The sequence below is a fragment of the Stenotrophomonas indicatrix genome (genome assembly GCF_050573115.1).
GTDB lineage: Bacteria > Pseudomonadota > Gammaproteobacteria > Xanthomonadales > Xanthomonadaceae > Stenotrophomonas > Stenotrophomonas lactitubi_A.
This window is the reverse complement of sequence record NZ_JBNYZT010000005.1, coordinates 144,146-162,039: the sequence shown is the minus strand read 5'-3', so window position 1 is coordinate 162,039 and position 17,894 is coordinate 144,146. Positions and strand designations below refer to the sequence as shown.

At 64.8% G+C, this 17,894-nt stretch carries 15 protein-coding genes and 1 tRNA gene; 1 reads left to right on the top strand and 15 read right to left on the bottom strand.

Features of this window, described 5'->3' with window-relative positions; genetic code table 11:
- The first annotated feature begins 152 nt into the window (after positions 1-152).
- Positions 153-2,483 (top strand): TonB-dependent receptor, encoded by a 2,331-nt coding sequence (locus ACQ5SA_RS13505; RefSeq protein ID WP_499314460.1) that lies wholly within the window; start codon positions 153-155, stop codon positions 2,481-2,483.
- Between the two features lie 57 nt (positions 2,484-2,540).
- On the opposite strand, the gene ACQ5SA_RS13500 is transcribed toward ACQ5SA_RS13505, so the two are convergent.
- From ACQ5SA_RS13500 to rlmE, 15 genes are all read right to left on the bottom strand, one after another.
- A tRNA-Ser gene (locus ACQ5SA_RS13500) sits at positions 2,541-2,633 on the bottom strand.
- A gap of 78 nt (positions 2,634-2,711) precedes the next feature.
- Positions 2,712-2,915 (bottom strand): carbon storage regulator CsrA, encoded by a 204-nt coding sequence (gene csrA, locus ACQ5SA_RS13495; RefSeq protein WP_025878924.1) that lies wholly within the window; start codon positions 2,913-2,915, stop codon positions 2,712-2,714.
- Between the two features lie 148 nt (positions 2,916-3,063).
- Positions 3,064-5,712: an alanine--tRNA ligase gene (gene alaS, locus ACQ5SA_RS13490; RefSeq protein WP_499314459.1), complete on the bottom strand. Its 2,649-nt coding sequence runs from the start codon at positions 5,710-5,712 to the stop codon at positions 3,064-3,066.
- A 105-nt stretch (positions 5,713-5,817) separates the two neighbouring features.
- A complete protein-coding gene (recX, locus tag ACQ5SA_RS13485) occupies positions 5,818-6,309 on the bottom strand; it encodes a recombination regulator RecX (RefSeq protein ID WP_089240275.1) in 492 nt (163 codons plus the stop codon).
- A gap of 109 nt (positions 6,310-6,418) precedes the next feature.
- Complete coding sequence (gene recA / locus ACQ5SA_RS13480) at positions 6,419-7,459, bottom strand: recombinase RecA (RefSeq protein ID WP_089240273.1); 1,041 nt, start codon at positions 7,457-7,459, stop codon at positions 6,419-6,421.
- Between the two features lie 201 nt (positions 7,460-7,660).
- Entirely contained in the window at positions 7,661-8,296 is a 636-nt protein-coding gene (gene lexA, locus ACQ5SA_RS13475) for a transcriptional repressor LexA (RefSeq protein WP_499314458.1), read from the bottom strand.
- A gap of 212 nt (positions 8,297-8,508) precedes the next feature.
- Positions 8,509-10,191, bottom strand: coding sequence for a 2-polyprenylphenol 6-hydroxylase (ubiB, locus tag ACQ5SA_RS13470; RefSeq protein WP_353099732.1), 1,683 nt, complete (start codon positions 10,189-10,191; stop codon positions 8,509-8,511).
- 35 nt (positions 10,192-10,226) lie between these two features.
- Positions 10,227-10,721 carry a CinA family protein gene (locus ACQ5SA_RS13465; protein ID WP_140225895.1) on the bottom strand — a complete coding sequence of 165 codons (495 nt, stop codon included), beginning with the start codon at positions 10,719-10,721 and terminating at the stop codon, positions 10,227-10,229.
- Between the two features lie 103 nt (positions 10,722-10,824).
- The gene (hflX, locus tag ACQ5SA_RS13460; RefSeq protein ID WP_089240267.1) at positions 10,825-12,135 is read right to left on the bottom strand and encodes a ribosome rescue GTPase HflX; all 1,311 of its coding nucleotides are present in this window, start codon (positions 12,133-12,135) and stop codon (positions 10,825-10,827) included.
- A gap of 14 nt (positions 12,136-12,149) precedes the next feature.
- Positions 12,150-12,425, bottom strand: a complete 276-nt coding sequence (gene hfq / locus ACQ5SA_RS13455) for an RNA chaperone Hfq (RefSeq protein WP_025878916.1) — start codon at positions 12,423-12,425, stop codon at positions 12,150-12,152.
- A 95-nt stretch (positions 12,426-12,520) separates the two neighbouring features.
- Positions 12,521-13,474 (bottom strand): tRNA (adenosine(37)-N6)-dimethylallyltransferase MiaA, encoded by a 954-nt coding sequence (gene miaA, locus ACQ5SA_RS13450; protein WP_499314457.1) that lies wholly within the window; start codon positions 13,472-13,474, stop codon positions 12,521-12,523.
- Positions 13,474-14,370, bottom strand: coding sequence for a dihydropteroate synthase (gene folP, locus ACQ5SA_RS13445; RefSeq protein ID WP_499314456.1), 897 nt, complete (start codon positions 14,368-14,370; stop codon positions 13,474-13,476). Before folP ends, miaA begins: the two co-directional genes overlap by 1 nt.
- Positions 14,371-14,967: 597 nt before the next feature.
- Positions 14,968-15,153, bottom strand: coding sequence for a hypothetical protein (locus ACQ5SA_RS13440; RefSeq protein ID WP_230112967.1), 186 nt, complete (start codon positions 15,151-15,153; stop codon positions 14,968-14,970).
- Between the two features lie 98 nt (positions 15,154-15,251).
- Positions 15,252-17,189: an ATP-dependent zinc metalloprotease FtsH gene (ftsH, locus tag ACQ5SA_RS13435; protein WP_162292006.1), complete on the bottom strand. Its 1,938-nt coding sequence runs from the start codon at positions 17,187-17,189 to the stop codon at positions 15,252-15,254.
- A 66-nt stretch (positions 17,190-17,255) separates the two neighbouring features.
- Positions 17,256-17,888 carry a 23S rRNA (uridine(2552)-2'-O)-methyltransferase RlmE gene (gene rlmE / locus ACQ5SA_RS13430; protein WP_100552143.1) on the bottom strand — a complete coding sequence of 211 codons (633 nt, stop codon included), beginning with the start codon at positions 17,886-17,888 and terminating at the stop codon, positions 17,256-17,258.
- Positions 17,889-17,894 lie beyond the last annotated feature (6 nt).

Here is a 17,894-nt window from a genome sequence, read left to right as displayed (position 1 = left end):
CGGATGCTGCGCGCCAGCGGCCGGGCGTGCAAGCGGCCACGCTGCCGCCTATTGCCAGGCCAATCTCTACGCCTCCATTCCGCCGTCTCCTGCGACTTGTGAAGCTAAATAGTTACGTTATAACATTTCACATTCTCTTCACGGAGTGTGCCATGCGTCGTCAACTGCTTGCTGCAGCCATCCTGTTCGTCGTCCACAACGCCCATGCCGCGGACGACCCTACCCTGCCCGCCGTCCGGGTCGAGGCAAGCAAGCCCTCCCGGATCGACAGCATCGTCACTGTCGAGGCCTCGCAGGCCCAGAACCGCACCCTCGGCGGCATGCTTGAACATGTCTCCGGCGTGCAGAACAGCGCCTTCGGGCCCAACGCCGGCGCACCGGTCATCCGCAGCCTCAGCGGCAACCGCGTGCAGATCCTGGAGGACGGCCAGTCCATCCTGGGCATGAACGCCTTCAGCGGCGACATCAACATTCCGTTCGATCCGCTGTTCGTTCGCAGCGTCACCGTCAACAAATCCTCCGATACCGTCCGCTACGGCGGCAACGCGATCGGCGGCAGCGTCGACATCGACTCCGGCCTGATCTCGCGCACGATGGAGGACAAGGACCAGTCGATGGAACTGGTCCTGCGCAAAGGTTTCAACGCGGCCGATGCGCAGGGCTTCCGCATGAACTTCAACAACCAGCGGAATGTCTCGACGAACCTGCAGGTCTCGCGGCAACGCATTTCGTACTACGACATTCCCGGCAACAGCAAGGCGGGCGTCTGCAACACCCGGCTGTTCCCGGCCACCGGCGGCGTCAACTCGGCGCTGGCCGACAGCTGCCAGAAAGAAGCACGCGTCCAGCAGCTCTACAACAAGGCCTCGCAACCCTACATCGACCAGTTCATGACCGAGAACCCCGATTGGGCCGATGGCGATTTTTCCTTCTATACCAACAGCCCGACGTCGATCTGGCAGCGCCGCACGTACGTCAATCCGGTCAATCCGGCCTATGTGGCGGGCACGCCGTCGTATGTGCAGAAGCAGATCAACAACGATGTGACCCCCGATTACCACCACCGGCTGGGCAACAGCTACTCACGCAGTTCGCAGGTAGCACTCGGTTCGACCTGGTTCTTCGATCGCGGTTACGTCGGCGTCAGCATCGATGCCAAGGACAGCGAATACGGTGTGCCGGGCTTCTCGATGCAGAACCTGTCCTTCGGCGCGAACCCTGCCGACGGCCTGCCGGTGGGCGTGGTGATCAAACAGCAGCGCTACGCCCTGGAAGCGTTGCTGCGGGACCCACTGCCGTACGTCGAACGCGCCGAACTGCGGGTTTCAAAACTGGACAACACCTCGGGCGAGCGCCTGGGCTCGACCAGGGCCAACGACTACGACTTCCAGAGCACCCAGGCCGAGCTGCTGCTGGCACATCAACCGGTCGGGCCGCTCAGCGGCGTGCTGGGCCTGAGCCATCAGGCGCGCGACGTCACCGGCAGCGGCACGCTGCGCTACCTGCCTGATGTGGAAACGCGCAGCAACGCGGTGTTCCTGAAGGAAACCCTCGACTTCGGCTGGGCGTCCTTCGATGCCGGCGTCCGCCATGAACGCGTGGACCATGACCTGCAGCCCAGCCGCTTCAAGACCTCGCGCAATGCTGCCAACACCACGCTGCAGGACCGCTCCTATCGTCTCAACAGTTACAGCCTGGGTTCGTATGTCGAGCTCGGCCCGCTGTTCGCAGCCAAGGTGCGCTATTCGTCTTCGCAGCGCGCACCGGAGATCAACGAGCTGTATGCCAGCAATGCGCACTATTCGGTGATGACCCAGGAAGAAGGCAACCAGAACCTGGAGCCGGAACGCGCGAAGAACCTGGAGCTGACGGGGTTGTTCCACCTTGGCGGCTTCGCGCTGTCGGCCACCGCCTACCGGATGAAGTACGACAACTACCTCTACCAGGGCCACTCCGGCATGCAGATGGCCAATCGCCTGACGCTGAAGTACTGGAAGCAGACCGACACCACGGTGAAGGGATTCGAGATCGATGCCTCACAGGCGCTCGATCTTGGCGGTTACGGAAAATTGAATCTGTCCGCCTTCGCCGATCTGGTCAGGAACCACGCCGATCGCCCGGACACGCTGCGCGCGCACAACGACGGCGAGTACCTGCCGAACATGCCGACCAACCGCTATGGCGCCAACCTGCAATGGCAGCGCGACAGCTGGAAGGTACAACTGTCCAGTACCTACTACGACAAGCAGAAGTATCTGGGTCGCAACGTCAGCGAGGAGATTCCGCTGGATGCGTTCAACCTGGTCGATCTGCAGGTCAGCCGCGAGCTGCCGGTACGCAATGCCTACATCGCTGGGGTGGAGGTGTTCGTCAACGGCAGCAACCTTCTGGATGACGAAGCGCGTCCACACAACTCGCCGTTGAAGTACATCGCACCGCTGCCCGGTCGTGGGTTCCAGGTCGGTGTGACCGTGAAGCTTTGAGGGAGCTGAAAAGAAAAACGCCTGCAGATCGAGGATCTGCAGGCGCTTCTTTGCATCTGGCGGAGCGAGAGGGATTCGAACCCTCGATAGAGCTTTTGACCCTATACTCCCTTAGCAGGGGAGCCCCTTCAGCCGCTCGGGCATCGCTCCGGGGTTTTCTCCGCGTCTGGTGCGTTGCACCTCAGCGGGGCGTGAATCATAACGTTAATCACGCGCGAAGGTAAAGCCTTATTCCGCAGAATTTTCACCACCGGTGCTGCCGGCTTCGTCACCACGCTGGATGCGCTGGTAGATCTCTTCGCGATGCACAGCGACGTCCTTCGGCGCAGTGATGCCGATACGCACCTGGTTACCCTTGACGCCAAGCACGGTGACGCTCACCGAGTCACCGATCATCAGGGTTTCGCCGACGCGGCGAGTCAGGATCAACATTTTTTTAAGTCTCCATGGAACCGTGTGGAAGGGTATCCCCCACCGGCTTGACGCTCCGTCAAGAAGCGCGCCCACGACAAAGGGAAAAGATTCGCAATGGTACCGTCAGCCGTCCCGCTCCTACAAGGAGGGGGACGGCAAGGGTTCATCAGAGGCGGGGGCTGACCCACTCGACAACCGCAGCCAGCGCGGTGGCAAGGGCGGGCCCGTCCTCGCCACCACCCTGGGCGAGGTCCGGGCGTCCGCCGCCCTTGCCCCCGATCTGACCGGCGATATGGGACAACAGTTCCCCGGCCTTGACCTTGCCCATTGCACTGCCGTTCACGCCCGCGACCAGGGCCGCCTTGCCGTCCTGGGCACCGGCCAGCACGATCACCGCGTCGCCCAGCTGCTGCTTCAGGCGGTCCATGGCATCGCGCAGGGCCTTGGCATCGAAGCCTTCCAGACGGACGGCCAGGACCTTCACGCCGGCGACCTCGACGGCCTGACCGGACAGATCCGCTGTGGCACCGGCGGCGGCCTTGGCCTTCAAGGCCTCCAATTCGCGCTCCAGCTGCTTCTGGCGCAGGCCCAGCGCGCGGATCTTTTCGACCACGTCGGCTGCGCTGCCACCCAGCAGTTCAGCGGCCTCGGCCAGGCGCGCCTCCTCGGCGTCCACGTAGTCCAGCGCGCCCTGGCCGGTGACGGCCTCGATACGACGCACACCGGCCGATACGCCGCCCTCGGAGGTGATCTTGAACAGACCGATATCACCGGTCCGGTTGACGTGGGTACCACCACACAGCTCGGTGGAGTAGTCCCCCATCTTCAGCACGCGCACGTTCTCGCCGTACTTCTCGCCAAACAGGGCCATCGCGCCGAAGTCCAGCGCCTCCTGCATGCCCATGTTGTGTACTTCAACAGCATTGTTGACGCGCACCTGCTGGTTGACCTTGCGCTCGATGATCGCCAGTTCCTGGGCGCTGATCGGCTGGAAATGCGAGAAGTCGAAGCGCAGGCGGTCCGGCGCCACCAGCGAGCCCTTCTGCTGCACGTGGGTGCCCAGCACTTCGCGCAGGGCGGCATGCAACAGGTGGGTGGCCGAGTGGTTGAGGATGGTGGCGCCACGGCGCTCGCCATCGACCTGGCCGGACAGCACATCACCGATCTTCAGGCTGCCCTGGGTGAGCTTGCCGACGTGGCCATGGAACTGGCCCGCGAACTTCTGGGTGTCGCTCACCTGCATCTGCACGCCAGCAGCGGACAAGATGCCGGTGTCGCCGACCTGGCCGCCGGACTCGGCGTAGAACGGGGTCTGGCTGGTCAGCACGATGACCTCGTCACCGGCCTGGGCAGCGTCCACCGGGCGGCCATCCTTGAGGATCGCGACCACGCGGAGATCGTCGGCCTGCAGGCGGTCATAGCCGAGGAAGACGGTCGGCTTGAGCGTGGCGACCAGATCGGCCGACAGAGTCACGCCGCCGCCGAACTTGCCGGCCGCACGCGCGGTCTCGCGCTGCGTCTCCATCGCGGCATTGAAGCCGTCGATGTCCACGGTCAGGTCACGCTCGCGGGCGATGTCCTGGGTGAGGTCGAGCGGGAAGCCGTAGGTATCGTACAGGCGGAAGGCGTCCACGCCCGGAATCACGCCATTGCTGACCTTGGCGGCGACGTCGTCGAAGATCTTCATGCCCGAGTCGAGGGTTTCAGCGAAACGCTCTTCTTCTGCCTGCAGTGCACGCACGACGGTATCGGCCTGCGCCGGCAGTTCCGGGTAGGCCTCGCCCATCTGCTCGACCAGGGTCGGCACCAGCTTGCTGAAGAACGGCTGGCGCACGCCCAGCATCCAGCCGTGTCGCAGCGCGCGGCGGATGATACGGCGCAGCACATAGCCGCGGCCTTCGTTGGACGGCAGCACGCCATCGACGATCAGGAACGAACAGGCGCGGATGTGATCGGCGATCACCCGCAGCGACTTGTTTTCCAGATCGGCGGTGCCGGTCAGTTCCGATGCCTTGCGGATCAGCGCCTGGAACAGGTCGATCTCGTAGTTGGTGTGCACGTGCTGCAGGATCGCAGCCAGGCGTTCCAGGCCCATGCCGGTATCCACGCACGGCGCCGGCAGCGGCATCAGCGTGCCGTCCTGCTGGCGATCGAACTGCATGAACACCAGGTTCCAGATTTCAATGAAGCGGTCGCCGTCCTCATCCGGCGAGCCCGGAGGGCCACCGGCGATATGGTCACCGTGGTCGTAGAAGATCTCGGTGCACGGCCCGCACGGACCGGTATCGGCCATCTGCCAGAAGTTGTCCGAGGCGAAGGGCGCACCCTTGTTGTCGCCGATGCGAACGATGCGCTCTTCCGGAATGCCGATCATGTCGCGCCACAGCGCGTAGGCCTCGTCGTCGGTCTGGTAGACCGTGACCAGCAGGCGCTCGGCCGGCAGCTTCCAGACCTGGGTCAGCAGCTCCCAGGCCCAGGCGATCGCATCCTTCTTGAAGTAATCGCCGAAGGACCAGTTGCCCAGCATTTCGAAGAAGGTGTGATGGCGGGCGGTGTAGCCCACCTGGTCGAGATCGTTGTGCTTGCCACCGGCACGCAGGCAGCGCTGGACGTCGGCCGCACGCACGTAGCTGCGCTTCTCCGCGCCCAGGAACACGTCCTTGAACTGCACCATGCCGGAGTTGGTGAACAGCAGGGTCGGATCGTTGCCCGGCACCAGCGGCGCCGACGGCACGATGGTGTGGCCTTTGCCCTTGAAGAACTCAAGGAAGTCGCTGCGGATCTGGGATGTCGTGAATTTGGCGGATGCGTTCATGGGGGCTGGCAGTCTGCGGGCCGGGGCCCGCGCCGCCAGCCGCAGTGGCCAGGGTCGAACGGACCGCCGAAACCCCAAAGGGTATCAGGCCCGGCGCCATCAGTCTCAGTCGTCCGGATCGTAACGGGTCGCACGGCGGATGCTGTCGCCATCAAAGCCCCGGCGGGCCAGCAGATCGGCAGCCTTGCGACGCTGCGCCAGGTCCTGCGGGCCAGCCTCACCGAAGCGGCGACGGACCAGATCCCGGGCGTTCTCCGTCCAGTCGCCTTCAAAGGTCTCCATGGCGGCAGCGATCTGCTCGCTGTCCAGCCCATGGGTACCCAGTTCGGCCCGCACATGGATGGGGCCATAGCCGGTATTGGCGCGCATACGCACCAGATTCTCGGCAAACCGGGTGTCGTCCTGCCAGCCAGCCTCGGTCAGCTTGTCGACCGCGGCCTGCGCCGCCTCGCCCTCGATACCCCGGGAGGTCAGCTTGCGGGTCAACTCCTTGCGCGAATGCTCGCGCCGCACCAGCAACCCCAAGGCGCGCTGGACAGGCGTCTGTTCGCGTACGCGGCGCTTGCGGCCGGGTGCCGGGGCGTCGGAATCGTTCATGCTCGCCTTCAATCAAATGCGCCGTCCCTGGCGCGTCCCCCGTCGGGGAAACCGAATCTGCAGGACAGGGCGACGTCACTGACGGCGCCGCCCTGCCCCACAGCAAGCCTTACTCGTCGTCGCCGTCTTCGTCGTCGCCTTGCTCGCGGGCGGCTTCGCTCGGCTGGAACTTCTCGCGCAGCTCGGCCTCGAGCTTGGCCGCAACCTGCGGGTTGTCGCGCAGATAGCCGCGGGCGTTGTCCTTGCCCTGGCCGATGCGCTCTTCACCGTAGCTGTACCAGGCACCGGCCTTCTCGACCAGCTTGGCCTCCACACCCATGTCGATCAGTTCGCCTTCGCGGCTGATGCCCTCGCCGTACAGGATCTCGGTGATGACCTGCTTGAACGGGGGTGCCAGCTTGTTCTTGACGACCTTGATCTTGGTCTGGTTGCCGATGATCTCGTCACCCTTCTTGATCGCACCGATACGACGAATGTCCAGGCGGACCGAAGCGTAGAACTTCAGCGCGTTGCCGCCGGTGGTCACTTCAGGGCTCTGGCCCGGCATCATCACGCCGATCTTGTGACGCAACTGGTTGATGAACACCACCAGCGTATTGGAACGCTTGATGTTGCCGGTCAGCTTGCGCAGCGCCTGGCTCATCAGACGGGCCTGCAGGCCTGGCAGCTGGTCGCCCATCTCGCCTTCGATTTCAGCCTTCGGGGTCAATGCGGCCACCGAGTCGACCACCAGGATGTCCACCGAACCGGAACGGACCAGCATGTCGGCGATTTCAAGCGCCTGCTCACCGGTATCCGGCTGCGACAGCAGCAGATCGTCGACGTTGACGCCCAGCTTGCCTGCGTAGATCGGGTCCAGCGCGTGCTCGGCATCGATGAAGGCGGCCGTACCGCCCAGCTTCTGGCACTCGGCGATGGCCTGCAGGGTCAACGTGGTCTTGCCGGAGGATTCCGGGCCGTAGATTTCCACGACGCGACCCTTGGGCAGGCCACCAATGCCCAATGCGATATCCAGCATCAGAGAACCGGTCGGAATCGCCTCGACGGGCTCGACCACACGGTCGCCCATGCGCATCACCGAGCCCTTGCCGAACTGCTTTTCGATCTGGCCCAGAGCTGCAGCGAGGGCGCGCTTCTTGTTCTCGTCCATCGGATTGGTCCTTGCAGAGGTCACGTCGTTGGAGGTGCTGTCTTTGGAAGTTTTCTTGGCCATGGGTTCACTTTAAGGCTGGCGTATCGCACAGGCTGAGATTCTGCCCGGCGTTCGGAAAAAAATTATCGGACATCCGTACCAACCTCAGCAGAACCAGAGAATCGCCACAAAAGACCGCGGGAAATGCAGGGTGAATCGTCAACGGTTCGGTCGCAGCAGCCCGCAGTACAGGCCCTCGATCGAGAAATCCTGGTCAGGAAGCACGTCGATCGGTTTGTAATCGGGATTGCGCGGCAGCAGGCGGATCCGGTCCTTGGCGATCTTCAACAGCTTGACGGTGATCTCGTCATCGATGCGCGCCACCACGATCTGCCCGGAATGGGCATCACGGGTGCGATGCACACCGATCAGGTCGCCATCGAAGATGCCTTCGTCGATCATCGAGTCGCCCTGCACCTTCAGCAGGTAGTCCGGTGCCGGCGAGAAGAACACCCGGTCCAGCACCACGAAATCATCCGAGCCGATGTCGGCGCCGATCGGCAGACCTGCCGCAACCCGGCCCAGGATCGGCAGCCGCAGGACGCTGTCGGGCAGGCCCGGCTCGGCGAGCTTCTCCACCGGTGGCGCCTGCACCAGGCGGATGCCGCGTGCCTGGCCCGGTACGCGACGGATCGCCCCAGCCAGCTCCAGCGCTTCCAGGTGGTACTGCGCCGCACGCACCCCCTTGAAGCCGAAGGCACGTGCGATTTCAGTCTGCGAAGGGGGTGCCCCTTCGCTCTCGATACGCTCGGCGATCAACTGCAGGATCGCCTGCTGGGTGTCGGTCAGGTCCATGATTAGTAGTATTACTACTAACACCCAGGACTGCAAGTGCCGGGGGCGACAAGGCGCAATGCGGGCCGAAACCGACCTGTAGTGCCGAGCCATGCTCGGTAATCGGGCGAGTGCCCGGGCGGCAAAGGCGAAGGCAGCCGACCAGCGGTCGGCTCTACACGAATTGCTGCGCGATTCCGCGGTTCCCGGTGGGAACCGCAGCGGTAAGCGCACTACGTGTGCTTACCGCTTCTCCAGATCGAGAACAGGATCCACACCCCGCAGAACCCTGCGCCGATGAAACCGCACACGCCCAGCGCCAGCAGCCAGCGGCTGGAGACGCCGCCTACGCTGTGCATCACGATCGAGGAGCCGATGATCAGGGCGGCAGTGACGATGCCCATCACCATCCGGTTCGCGGCGCGATTGACCTGATCGCCGAAGCCCTGCAGCGCGCTGGTCTCGACCTTCAGCTGCAGGCGACCACGGCGCGCAGCCTGCACCAGCTTGCGCAGATCCCGCGGCAGTTCGCCGGCAAAGTCGATCATGCCCAGCAAGCTGCGTCGGCCACGCTTCAGCAGTGCCCGCGGTGCATAGCGCTGCAGCACTACCCGTTCCAGGAACGGGCGTGCGGCGCTGGCCATGTCGAAGTCCGGGTCGAGCTGGCGGCCCATGCCCTCCAGGGTCAGGAAGGCCTTGATCATCAATGCCAGATCCGCCGGCAGGGTCAGGTTGTAGCTGCGCAGCAACTGGGTGATGTCGCCCAGCATCAGGCCGATGCGCAGGTCCTTCAGTGGCACGCCGCGGTACTGGTCGACGAACAGGCTGATGTCGTGCTGCAACCGGTTCTCGTCCACTTCCACGCCTCCCGCCCAGTCCAGCAGCACGTCGGCCACGCCCTGCGGGTCCTGTTCCACCAGACCATGCAGCAGCTGTGCGACCTGGAAGCGGCGTACCTCCGACAAGGCCCCGACCATGCCGAAATCGATCACGCCGATGCGGCCATCACGCAGGTAGATGATGTTGCCCGGGTGTGGATCGGCGTGGAAGCTGCCGTCCTCCAGCACCATCTTCAATACGATGTCGGCGCCGCGCCGGGCCAGTTCACGGCGGTCGAGACCAGCCGCATCGACCCCGGCCAGATCACGTCCGGCAATGCCGTCGACGAAGTCCTGAACATTCAGGCTTTCGCAGGTCCATTGCCAATGCACCGCCGGAATCAGGATGTCGTCACGCCCCTCGAAGTTGCGCGCGATGCGCTCGGCGTTGCGGCACTCAGCGGCGAAATCCAGCTCGCGCCGCAGCGACACGGTGAACTGCTGCACCACCTCGGCGGGCCGATAGCGGCGCAGATCCGGCAGGCGTGCCTCAACGATCTCTGCCAGCCGTGCCAGCAATCGCAGATCGGCTTCAACCACGTCACGGATTCCGGGGCGACGCACTTTCAACACCACTTCGCGGCCATCGCGCAGCCGCGCACGGTGCGCCTGGGCCAATGAAGCAGCGGCCATCGGGGTTTCATCAAGGAAGGCGAACACCTGCGAAGGCGGCGCACCGAGATCGGCCTCCAGCTGTTCGCGGATCTTTTCATAGGGCAATGCAGGGACCGCGTTCTGCAACTCGGAGAGTTCGGCGATCCAGTCCGGCGGCAGCAGGTCCACACGGGTGGCGAGCACCTGGCCCAGCTTCACGAACGTCGGACCGAGTTCCTGCAGGGCGCTGCGCACGCGCACCGGCGCGGTCATCCGCAGCATCTCCTGCCGCTCCTCGTTCCAATGCAGCAGGCGGCCGGTACGTTCGAGCACCGTGGCCAGGCCGATGCGCCGCACGACGTCGCCGAAGCCGTAGCGGATCAGGACGGCGGCGATTTCCTGCAGCCGACCAAGGTCACGGACGGTGCCCAGCGTCTCCCACATCGTTGCCTACTCCGGTTGATTGCCGGAGCAGCATGTCACAGCTGGGCGTCGATGCCGTGCAATGCCGCCGCTACGGTTTGCCGGCGGATGGCTTCACGGTCACCGTCGAACTGGAACAGCTCGGCACGGGCATAGCCGCCGCGGCGCTTCCAACCGATCCAGACACTGCCGACCGGCTTGTCCGGGCTGCCACCGCCCGGCCCTGCGATGCCGGTCACTGCCACCGCGATGCCGGCACCGGAATTGACCAGCGCCCCGGACACCATTTCCAGCACGGTCTCGCGGCTGACCGCACCGAACTGCTCCAGCGTCTGCGCGCGCACGCCGAGCAGGCGCTGCTTGGCTTCGTAGCTGTAAACCACCATGCCGCAATCGAAGAACGCCGACGAACCGGCGATGTCGGTCATGCACTTGGCGATCCAGCCACCGCTGCAGCTTTCAGCAGTCACCAGCTGCAGCGAAGCCTGCTGCAGGCGCTGGCCCAGCGCAGCGGCCTGGGCGTTGAGTTCGGCGTCGGTCGGGAAGGACATCGGGGTAGCTGAAAGATGAAGAACCTGCACGTTGTACCGCAGATCGCAAGGTGGTGTCGCGGCACGGGGCCGCAGGAACTGCCGGCCAGCGGCCGGCACTACCTCACCATTCGGGCAGCTTTTCCGGCAGCAGGGCCCGGATCGGCTCGCCATCGGCGCTGGCCGCCAGCTTCTCGGCCTCGGCGATGGGAAGATCGACCTGCAACAGCCAGCCTTCTTCATCGGCCTGTTCACTGCGGACCACTTCCAGCTGGTGCAGGCGCGCGCGCAGGCGGCCGGCACTGGGTGGCAGGCGCAGCTCGCCGGTGACGTGCTGCAGACCCAACCGCTTGCCGAGCACGGCCTGCAACAGCTCGATGCCCTGCCCGTCGCGGGCGGAGATCCACACCCGCTCACGCCGCGATTCGTCCGGCACGCCGTCCTGGCCATCGTGGCGCACGTCGGCACCCTCGATGCGGTCGATCTTGTTGAACACCAGCAGCTGCGGCAGGTCGCCGGCACCGACGGCGGTCAGCACTTCGTCGACCTGGGCGATGCGCTCCTCGCGGTGCGGATCGGCGGCATCGACAAGGTGCAGCAGGAAATCCGCTTCCCGCGCTTCAGACAGGGTCGAACGGAAGGCCGCCACCAGGTCATGCGGCAGGTCGCGTACGAACCCAACCGTATCGGCCAGCACGACGTTGCCACCAGGCACGGCTATGCGGCGCACGGTCGGATCCAGGGTCGCGAACAACTGGTCAGCCGCATAGGCCTCGGCGCCGGTCATCGCATTGAACAAGGTCGATTTGCCGGCATTGGTGTAGCCCACCAGGGCCACGCGCGGCAATTCGCTGCGCACACGCGCACGGCGCATCTGGGTGCGCTGCACTTCGACTTTTTCCAGCCGCTTCTGCAGCTGTTCAACCCGCTTCTGCAGCAGGCGACGATCGGTTTCCAGCTGTGTTTCACCCGGGCCGCGCAGACCGATCGAACCACCACGCTGGCGCTCCAGATGGGTCCAGCCGCGCACCAGCCGTGTCGCCATATGGCGCAGCTGGGCCAGCTCGACCTGCAGCTTGCCTTCATGGCTGCGCGCACGCTGGGCAAAGATGTCCAGGATCAGACCGGTACGGTCGATCACCCGGCGCTCCAGGAAACGTTCCAGATTGCGCTCCTGACCCGGGCTCAACGCGTGGTTGACCAGAATCAGATCTGCGCCGGTTGCTTCAGCGGCGGCCTTGATCTCATCCAGCTTGCCGCTGCCGAGCAGGGTCGATGGATTGGGACGATCCAGGCGCGCGGTGATGGTCACCGCGATGCTGGCCCCAGCCGAGCGGGCCAGATCACCGAATTCTTCCAGCACATCGTCTTCCAGCTTGCCGAAATGCGGCTGGATCAACAGGGCGTGTTCGCCCTTTTTCGAGCGGTCAAACATTCACCGCTCCAACATCATTCGTCTGCTTCATCACCCGCCTGACCATCCTCACCTGATTGCACGTACCCACCACCCGGGCCGACCTTGACGTTGCGCGCCGGCACCACGGTGGAAATGGCGTGCTTGTAGACCATCTGGCTGACGGTGTTGCGCAGCAGGACAACGAACTGATCGAACGATTCGATCGTGCCCTGCAGCTTGATGCCGTTGACCAGGTACACCGAAACCGGCACGCGTTCGCGCCGCAGTGCATTCAAGAAAGGATCCTGCAGCGATTGCCCCTTGGACATTGCACACTCCTGATTATTGTTCTTATTGGTAGCCGGCGGTTGCCGCGGCCCCCGAGCCGCTTGCCGGCCCATGATGGTACACGGCCAGCGTCGGTTCAGCGTGCAACGAAGGTCGACACCGCGCCTGCCAGGCGCTCCCCATCCATATGGGGGTCGAACCAGCGCGCATCAAGCTCGCCGCGCAGCCAGGTCAGCTGGCGCTTGGCCAGTTGCCGGGTGGCGAAAATGGACTTGTCACGGAAGCGGACTTGGTCCCCCTCGCCGTCCAGGTACTCCCAGGCCTGGCGATACCCCACCGCGCGGACGGCTGGCAGGTCCAGCGGCGCGGCGACCGCCTGCATGTCCGGCAACGCACGCAGGGCGCGCACTTCGTCGAGAAAGCCCTGGGCGAGCATGGCGTCGAAGCGCGCCTCGATGCGCTGGTGCAGGACGGCGCGGTCGCGCGGCGCCAGAATCAGCTTCAACGTGCGCACCGGCAACGGGGCGACGCCTGGGCGGCGCTGCCATTCACTGATCGGCGTGCCGGTCAGCCGGTAGACCTCCAGCGCCCGCTGGATGCGTTGCGGATCGGTGGCATGGATGCGTGCAGCGGCGGTGGGATCGACGGTGGCAAGTTCGGCGTGCAGGGCCGCCCAGCCACGCTCGGCAGCCTCGGCGCTCAGCACATCGCGCATCGCCGGGTCTGCTTCCGGCATCGGCGACAGTCCCTGCAGCAGCGCACGGAAGTACAGGCCCGTTCCGCCGGCCAGGATCGGCGTCTTGCCCCGGGCGACGATGTCGGCCACCACGCGGCCGGCGTCGGCGGCGAACTCGGCGGCCGAATAGGTCTGCCAAGGATCGCGCAGGTCCAGCAGATGGTGCGGCGCCTGCGCGCGTTCGGCGGCATCAGGCTTGGCCGAACCGATATCCAGCCCGCGATAGACCAGCGCCGAATCGACGCTGACGATTTCGCCATCCAGTTGCTGCGCCAGCGCGATCGCGGTGGCGGTCTTGCCACTGGCGGTCGGCCCCATCACGGCGATCGCCAGCGGCCTCTGATCGACTGCCATCAGTCTTCGTCCGGCCAGCGGAGGGTCGGTTTGGCATCCACCCGGACAGCGGGCACCGCGTCGACCGCCTGCCAGACCTTCAAGGCATCGACCGTCGCCGCCACATCGTGCACGCGCACGATACGGGCCCCGCGCTGCACGGCGATGAGGTGTGCGGCCACGGATGCAGCGACGCGCTCTGCCGGTGACTCGCGACCGGTCAGCTCGCCCAGACTGCGTTTGCGCGACAGTCCGGCCAGCATCGGCACGCCCAGCTCGAGAAAGCGCTCGGAGCGGGCCAGCAGGGTGATGTTGTGCGCGGTGGTCTTGCCGAAGCCGAAGCCAAGATCGATCAGCAGATTCTTCTTGGCGATGCCGGCCATCTCGGCGGCGAACAACCGCTGCACCAGGAAGCCATGCACCTCGGTGACGACATCGTCGTACTGCGGGTCGGACTGCATGTGACCCGGCTCGCCCTGCATGTGCATCAGCACCACCGGCACGCCAGTGTCTGCCGCCGCCTCCAACGCACCCTCCTGGCGCAGGCCGAAGATGTCGTTGATCATCCCGGCGCCTGCAGCGACTGCGGCACGCATCACCTCCGGCTTGAAAGTGTCGATGCTGATCGGCACCGATGTGCGCGCAACCAGCTGCTCGATGACCGGCAAGACACGGCGCAGCTCTTCGTCGATCGACACCGGCGCTGCACCCGGGCGGGTGGATTCGCCGCCGATGTCGAGCAGGTCGGCGCCCTCCTCCACCAGCTTCAGGCCATGCGCGACCGCCGCTTCGGTGGTGTCATGGGCACCGCCGTCGGAGAACGAATCCGGGGTGACGTTGACGATCCCCATGACCCGGGCACGGTCCAGGCGAAGTATGCGGCCGGCACAATCGAGCCGGGGAGAGATATCGAACATGGCAGATCCTGCGGGCAACGAAGGTTAGTTTACGGCGGCAGGGCTGCGCCCTGCACCCGCAGAGGCCAGGGCGCAAGCCACAGCAACAGCGGGTTTCCGTGGGATGGCGGGGTGGGTCCGGTTGCGGGGGACGCCGTAAACCCATCCCTGGGGGCTTGGCCGCGGCATCCATGCCGCGGACACCCCCGCAACCGGACCCACCCCGCCTTCGACCGTTTTCCGGTGGCCGGTAGATCCACGCCATGCGTGGATGAATCTCCATCGGAATCGAATATGTCGACAATTGAACGAAGAGCATCCACGCATGGCGTGGATCTACGTGTCGACCAAGGTCGACACCTACCAACAGCAGCCCAACAGCAGCCCAACAGCAGCGGGAAATTGTCGAAGGCGGGGCGGTGACGGATTGCGGGGTGTCAGCCGCATGGATGCGGCTGCCAAGCCCCAGGGATGGGTTCACGGCGTCCCCGCAATCCGACACCGCCCCGCCATCCCACGGAATGCCGGCTGTTGCTGTTGCTGTTGCTGTTGAGGTTGAGGTTGCCGGCCAGCGGCCGGCACTAACGCGGGTGCAGGGCGCAGCCCTGCCGCAGAACCCTACTTGCGTCGACGCTTCCGGTCCACGTACAGCGTCTTGATGATGCTCAGCAGGATGCCCACTGCGATACCCACGCCACAGCCCAGCAGCAGATTGTCCACGGTCAGGCCAACAGCGACGCCGACGACGGTGGCGATCACCATCTCGGCAGTGTGGGAAATCGGTTCAGGCTTGAGGGCGGACATGCGGACTCCAGCGGACGGTCGGGATCAGATGGGCCGGGGCCCGGAAACAACAAGGCCGGGTTGCCCCGGCCTCGTCTTGCATTGCGTACGGCAGGCCGTCAGATCGATTCGGCCGGACCGGCGATCGGCGGCAGCGGACGGGCGTCGCCACCCTTGTCATTGCCGCCATCATCCTTGCTCGACTTGGTCCACCCCATCGGCGGCGGCGGATCGCGGCCTTCCATGATGGCGTCGATCTGCGGCGCGTCGATGGTTTCGTACTGCAGCAGCAGCTGGGTCATCGCATGCAGCTTGTCGACGTTGGCGGTCAGCAGCTCGGTGGTCCGGGCATAGGCCTTGTCCAGGATGCTGCGCACTTCCTCATCGATGCGGCGCGCCGTGTCATTGGACACGCTCTTGTGCTGGGTGACCGAACGGCCGAGGAACACTTCATCGTCCTCTTCACCGTAGGCGATCGGGCCCAGGGTCTCCGACAGGCCCCACTTGGTGACCATGTTGCGGGCCATCTTGGTGGCACGCTCGATGTCGTTGGACGCACCGGTGGTGACCTTGTCCGGCCCGAAGATCAGCTCTTCGGCGACGCGACCGCCATACAGCGAGCACAGTTGCGAGTTGATCGCCACGCGGTTGATCGAGTACTTGTCGCCTTCCGGCAGGTACATGGTCACACCCAGCGCGCGGCCGCGCGGAATGATGGTGACCTTGTAGACCGGGTCATGCTCGGGCACCAGGCGGCCGACGATGGCATGGCCAGCTTCGTGGTAGGCGGTGAGGGTCTTCTCCTCCTCGCTCATGGCCATCGAGCGACGCTCGGCACCCATCAGGATCTTGTCGCGGGCACGATCGAAGTGGTCCATGCGGACCTCCTTCTCGTTGCCACGGGCGGCGAACAGGGCGGCCTCATTGCAGAGGTTGGCCAGGTCGGCACCCGAGAAGCCCGGAGTACCACGCGCGATCACCATCGGCACGACGTCGTCGGCCAGCGGCAGCTTGCGCATGTGAACCTTGAGGATGTGTTCGCGGCCCTTCACGTCCGGCAGACCGACCACCACCTGGCGGTCGAAGCGGCCCGGACGCAGCAGCGCCGGGTCCAGCACGTCCGGACGGTTGGTCGCGGCGATCACGATCACGCCTTCGCCACCTTCAAAGCCGTCCATCTCGACCAGCAGCTGGTTCAGGGTCTGCTCGCGCTCGTCATGACCGCCGCCCAGGCCGGCACCACGGTGACGACCGACGGCGTCGATTTCATCGATGAAGATGATGCACGGCGCGTGCTTCTTGGCCTGCTCGAACATGTCACGCACACGGCTGGCGCCCACGCCGACGAACATTTCCACGAAGTCCGAACCGGAGATCGAGAAGAACGGCACCTTGGCTTCGCCGGCGATGGCCTTGGCCAGCAGCGTCTTGCCGGTACCCGGCGGGCCGACCATCAGCACGCCACGCGGAATCTTGCCACCGAGCTTGGTGAACTTGGACGGGTCACGCAGGAAGTCGACCAGTTCGCCGACTTCTTCCTTGGCCTCGTCGCAGCCGGCAACGTCGGCGAAGGTGACCTTGATCTGGTCTTCGCCCTGCAGCTTGGCGCGCGACTTGCCGAAGGACATCGCGCCCTTGGCACCGCCGCCACCGCCCTGCATCTGCCGCATGATGAACAGCCAGAAGCCGATGATCAGGATGACCGGCAGGAAATTCATCAGGATCGCGCCGAGGGAGATACCGCTGGACGGCTCCTCCTGCACGATCTCGACATTCTTGGTGCGCAGCACGTTGATCAGGTCGCGATCGAACGGCGCGGTGATGGTGGACGACTGTCCACCACGGGTGGTGTAGGTGATCTGGCTGGTACCGCCGCGCGTATCGCCGCCGAAGGCGACCTTCTGCACGTTGCCGGTGTCCACCTGGTCCAGGAACTGCGAGTACGAAGCGCCCTGCGCCCCGGCCCCTGAGGTCTTGGGTGAGAAGCTCTGGAAGACCACCATCAGCACGACGGCGACGACCACCCATAGCAGGAGGTTCTTGGTCAAGTCGTTCATCCTCATTGGCTCCGGTGTTCCTCTTAGTGCTGGCGTTGCGTTGGGGTCGAACTTACGGGGTCGAGCTTACTTCATGTGGGCGCGTTTTCCCTGACCCAAGGCATATACCTCGGGAGAGCGCTTGCGCGAGGCTTCCGGCTTGCGGATGGAGACCTTGTCGTACCGGCGGCGCATGTCGCGCACGTAGTCGTCAAAGCCTTCGCCCTGGAACAGCTTGATCAGGAATGCCCCACCGGTCTTGAGGTGGTTGTCGGCAAAATCCATGGCCAGCTCCGCCAGGTGCATCATCCGCGGCTGGTCGACCGCGCCCACACCACTCTTATTGGGGGCCATGTCCGACAGCACAAGGTCTACCGGCTGATCCCCGAGCATGGCTTCAAACTCCGATAGGACGGTTTCTTCCCTGAAGTCACCATGAAGGAACTCCACACCGGCCAACGGCGGCATGTCCAGGATGTCCAGGGCAAGCACGCGGCCGGTATCGCCGATCTGTCTCCGAACCTGCTGAGACCAGCCCCCCGGGGCTGCGCCGAGGTCGACCACCACCATGTGCGGCTTCAGCAGCCGGTCACGTTCGAGCAGTTCTTCCAGCTTGTAGGCCGCGCGGGAGCGCATGCCTTCAGCCTGGGCCTTCTTCACGAAGGGATCGGAGAAGTGTTCCTTGAGCCAGCGCTGGCTGCTTTTGCTGCGGGTAGCCATTGGAAA

Coding starts and splice junctions, on each gene's coding strand:
- lexA (WP_499314458.1), bottom strand. CDS start 8,296: ATGGACCTGACCGACACCCAGCAGGCGATCCTGCAGTTGATCGCCGAG.
- ACQ5SA_RS13465 (WP_140225895.1), bottom strand. CDS start 10,721: ATGTCCTTCCCGACCGACGCCGAACTCAACGCCCAGGCCGCTGCGCTG.
- hfq (WP_025878916.1), bottom strand. CDS start 12,425: ATGTCCAAGGGGCAATCGCTGCAGGATCCTTTCTTGAATGCACTGCGG.
- recX (WP_089240275.1), bottom strand. CDS start 6,309: ATGAACGATTCCGACGCCCCGGCACCCGGCCGCAAGCGCCGCGTACGC.
- ftsH (WP_162292006.1), bottom strand. CDS start 17,189: ATGAACGACTTGACCAAGAACCTCCTGCTATGGGTGGTCGTCGCCGTC.
- hflX (WP_089240267.1), bottom strand. CDS start 12,135: ATGTTTGACCGCTCGAAAAAGGGCGAACACGCCCTGTTGATCCAGCCG.
- csrA (WP_025878924.1), bottom strand. CDS start 2,915: ATGTTGATCCTGACTCGCCGCGTCGGCGAAACCCTGATGATCGGTGAC.
- ACQ5SA_RS13440 (WP_230112967.1), bottom strand. CDS start 15,153: ATGTCCGCCCTCAAGCCTGAACCGATTTCCCACACTGCCGAGATGGTG.
- miaA (WP_499314457.1), bottom strand. CDS start 13,474: ATGGCAGTCGATCAGAGGCCGCTGGCGATCGCCGTGATGGGGCCGACC.
- rlmE (WP_100552143.1), bottom strand. CDS start 17,888: ATGGCTACCCGCAGCAAAAGCAGCCAGCGCTGGCTCAAGGAACACTTC.
- folP (WP_499314456.1), bottom strand. CDS start 14,370: ATGTTCGATATCTCTCCCCGGCTCGATTGTGCCGGCCGCATACTTCGC.
- ACQ5SA_RS13505 (WP_499314460.1), top strand. CDS start 153: ATGCGTCGTCAACTGCTTGCTGCAGCCATCCTGTTCGTCGTCCACAAC.
- alaS (WP_499314459.1), bottom strand. CDS start 5,712: ATGAACGCATCCGCCAAATTCACGACATCCCAGATCCGCAGCGACTTC.
- recA (WP_089240273.1), bottom strand. CDS start 7,459: ATGGACGAGAACAAGAAGCGCGCCCTCGCTGCAGCTCTGGGCCAGATC.
- ubiB (WP_353099732.1), bottom strand. CDS start 10,191: ATGTGGGAGACGCTGGGCACCGTCCGTGACCTTGGTCGGCTGCAGGAA.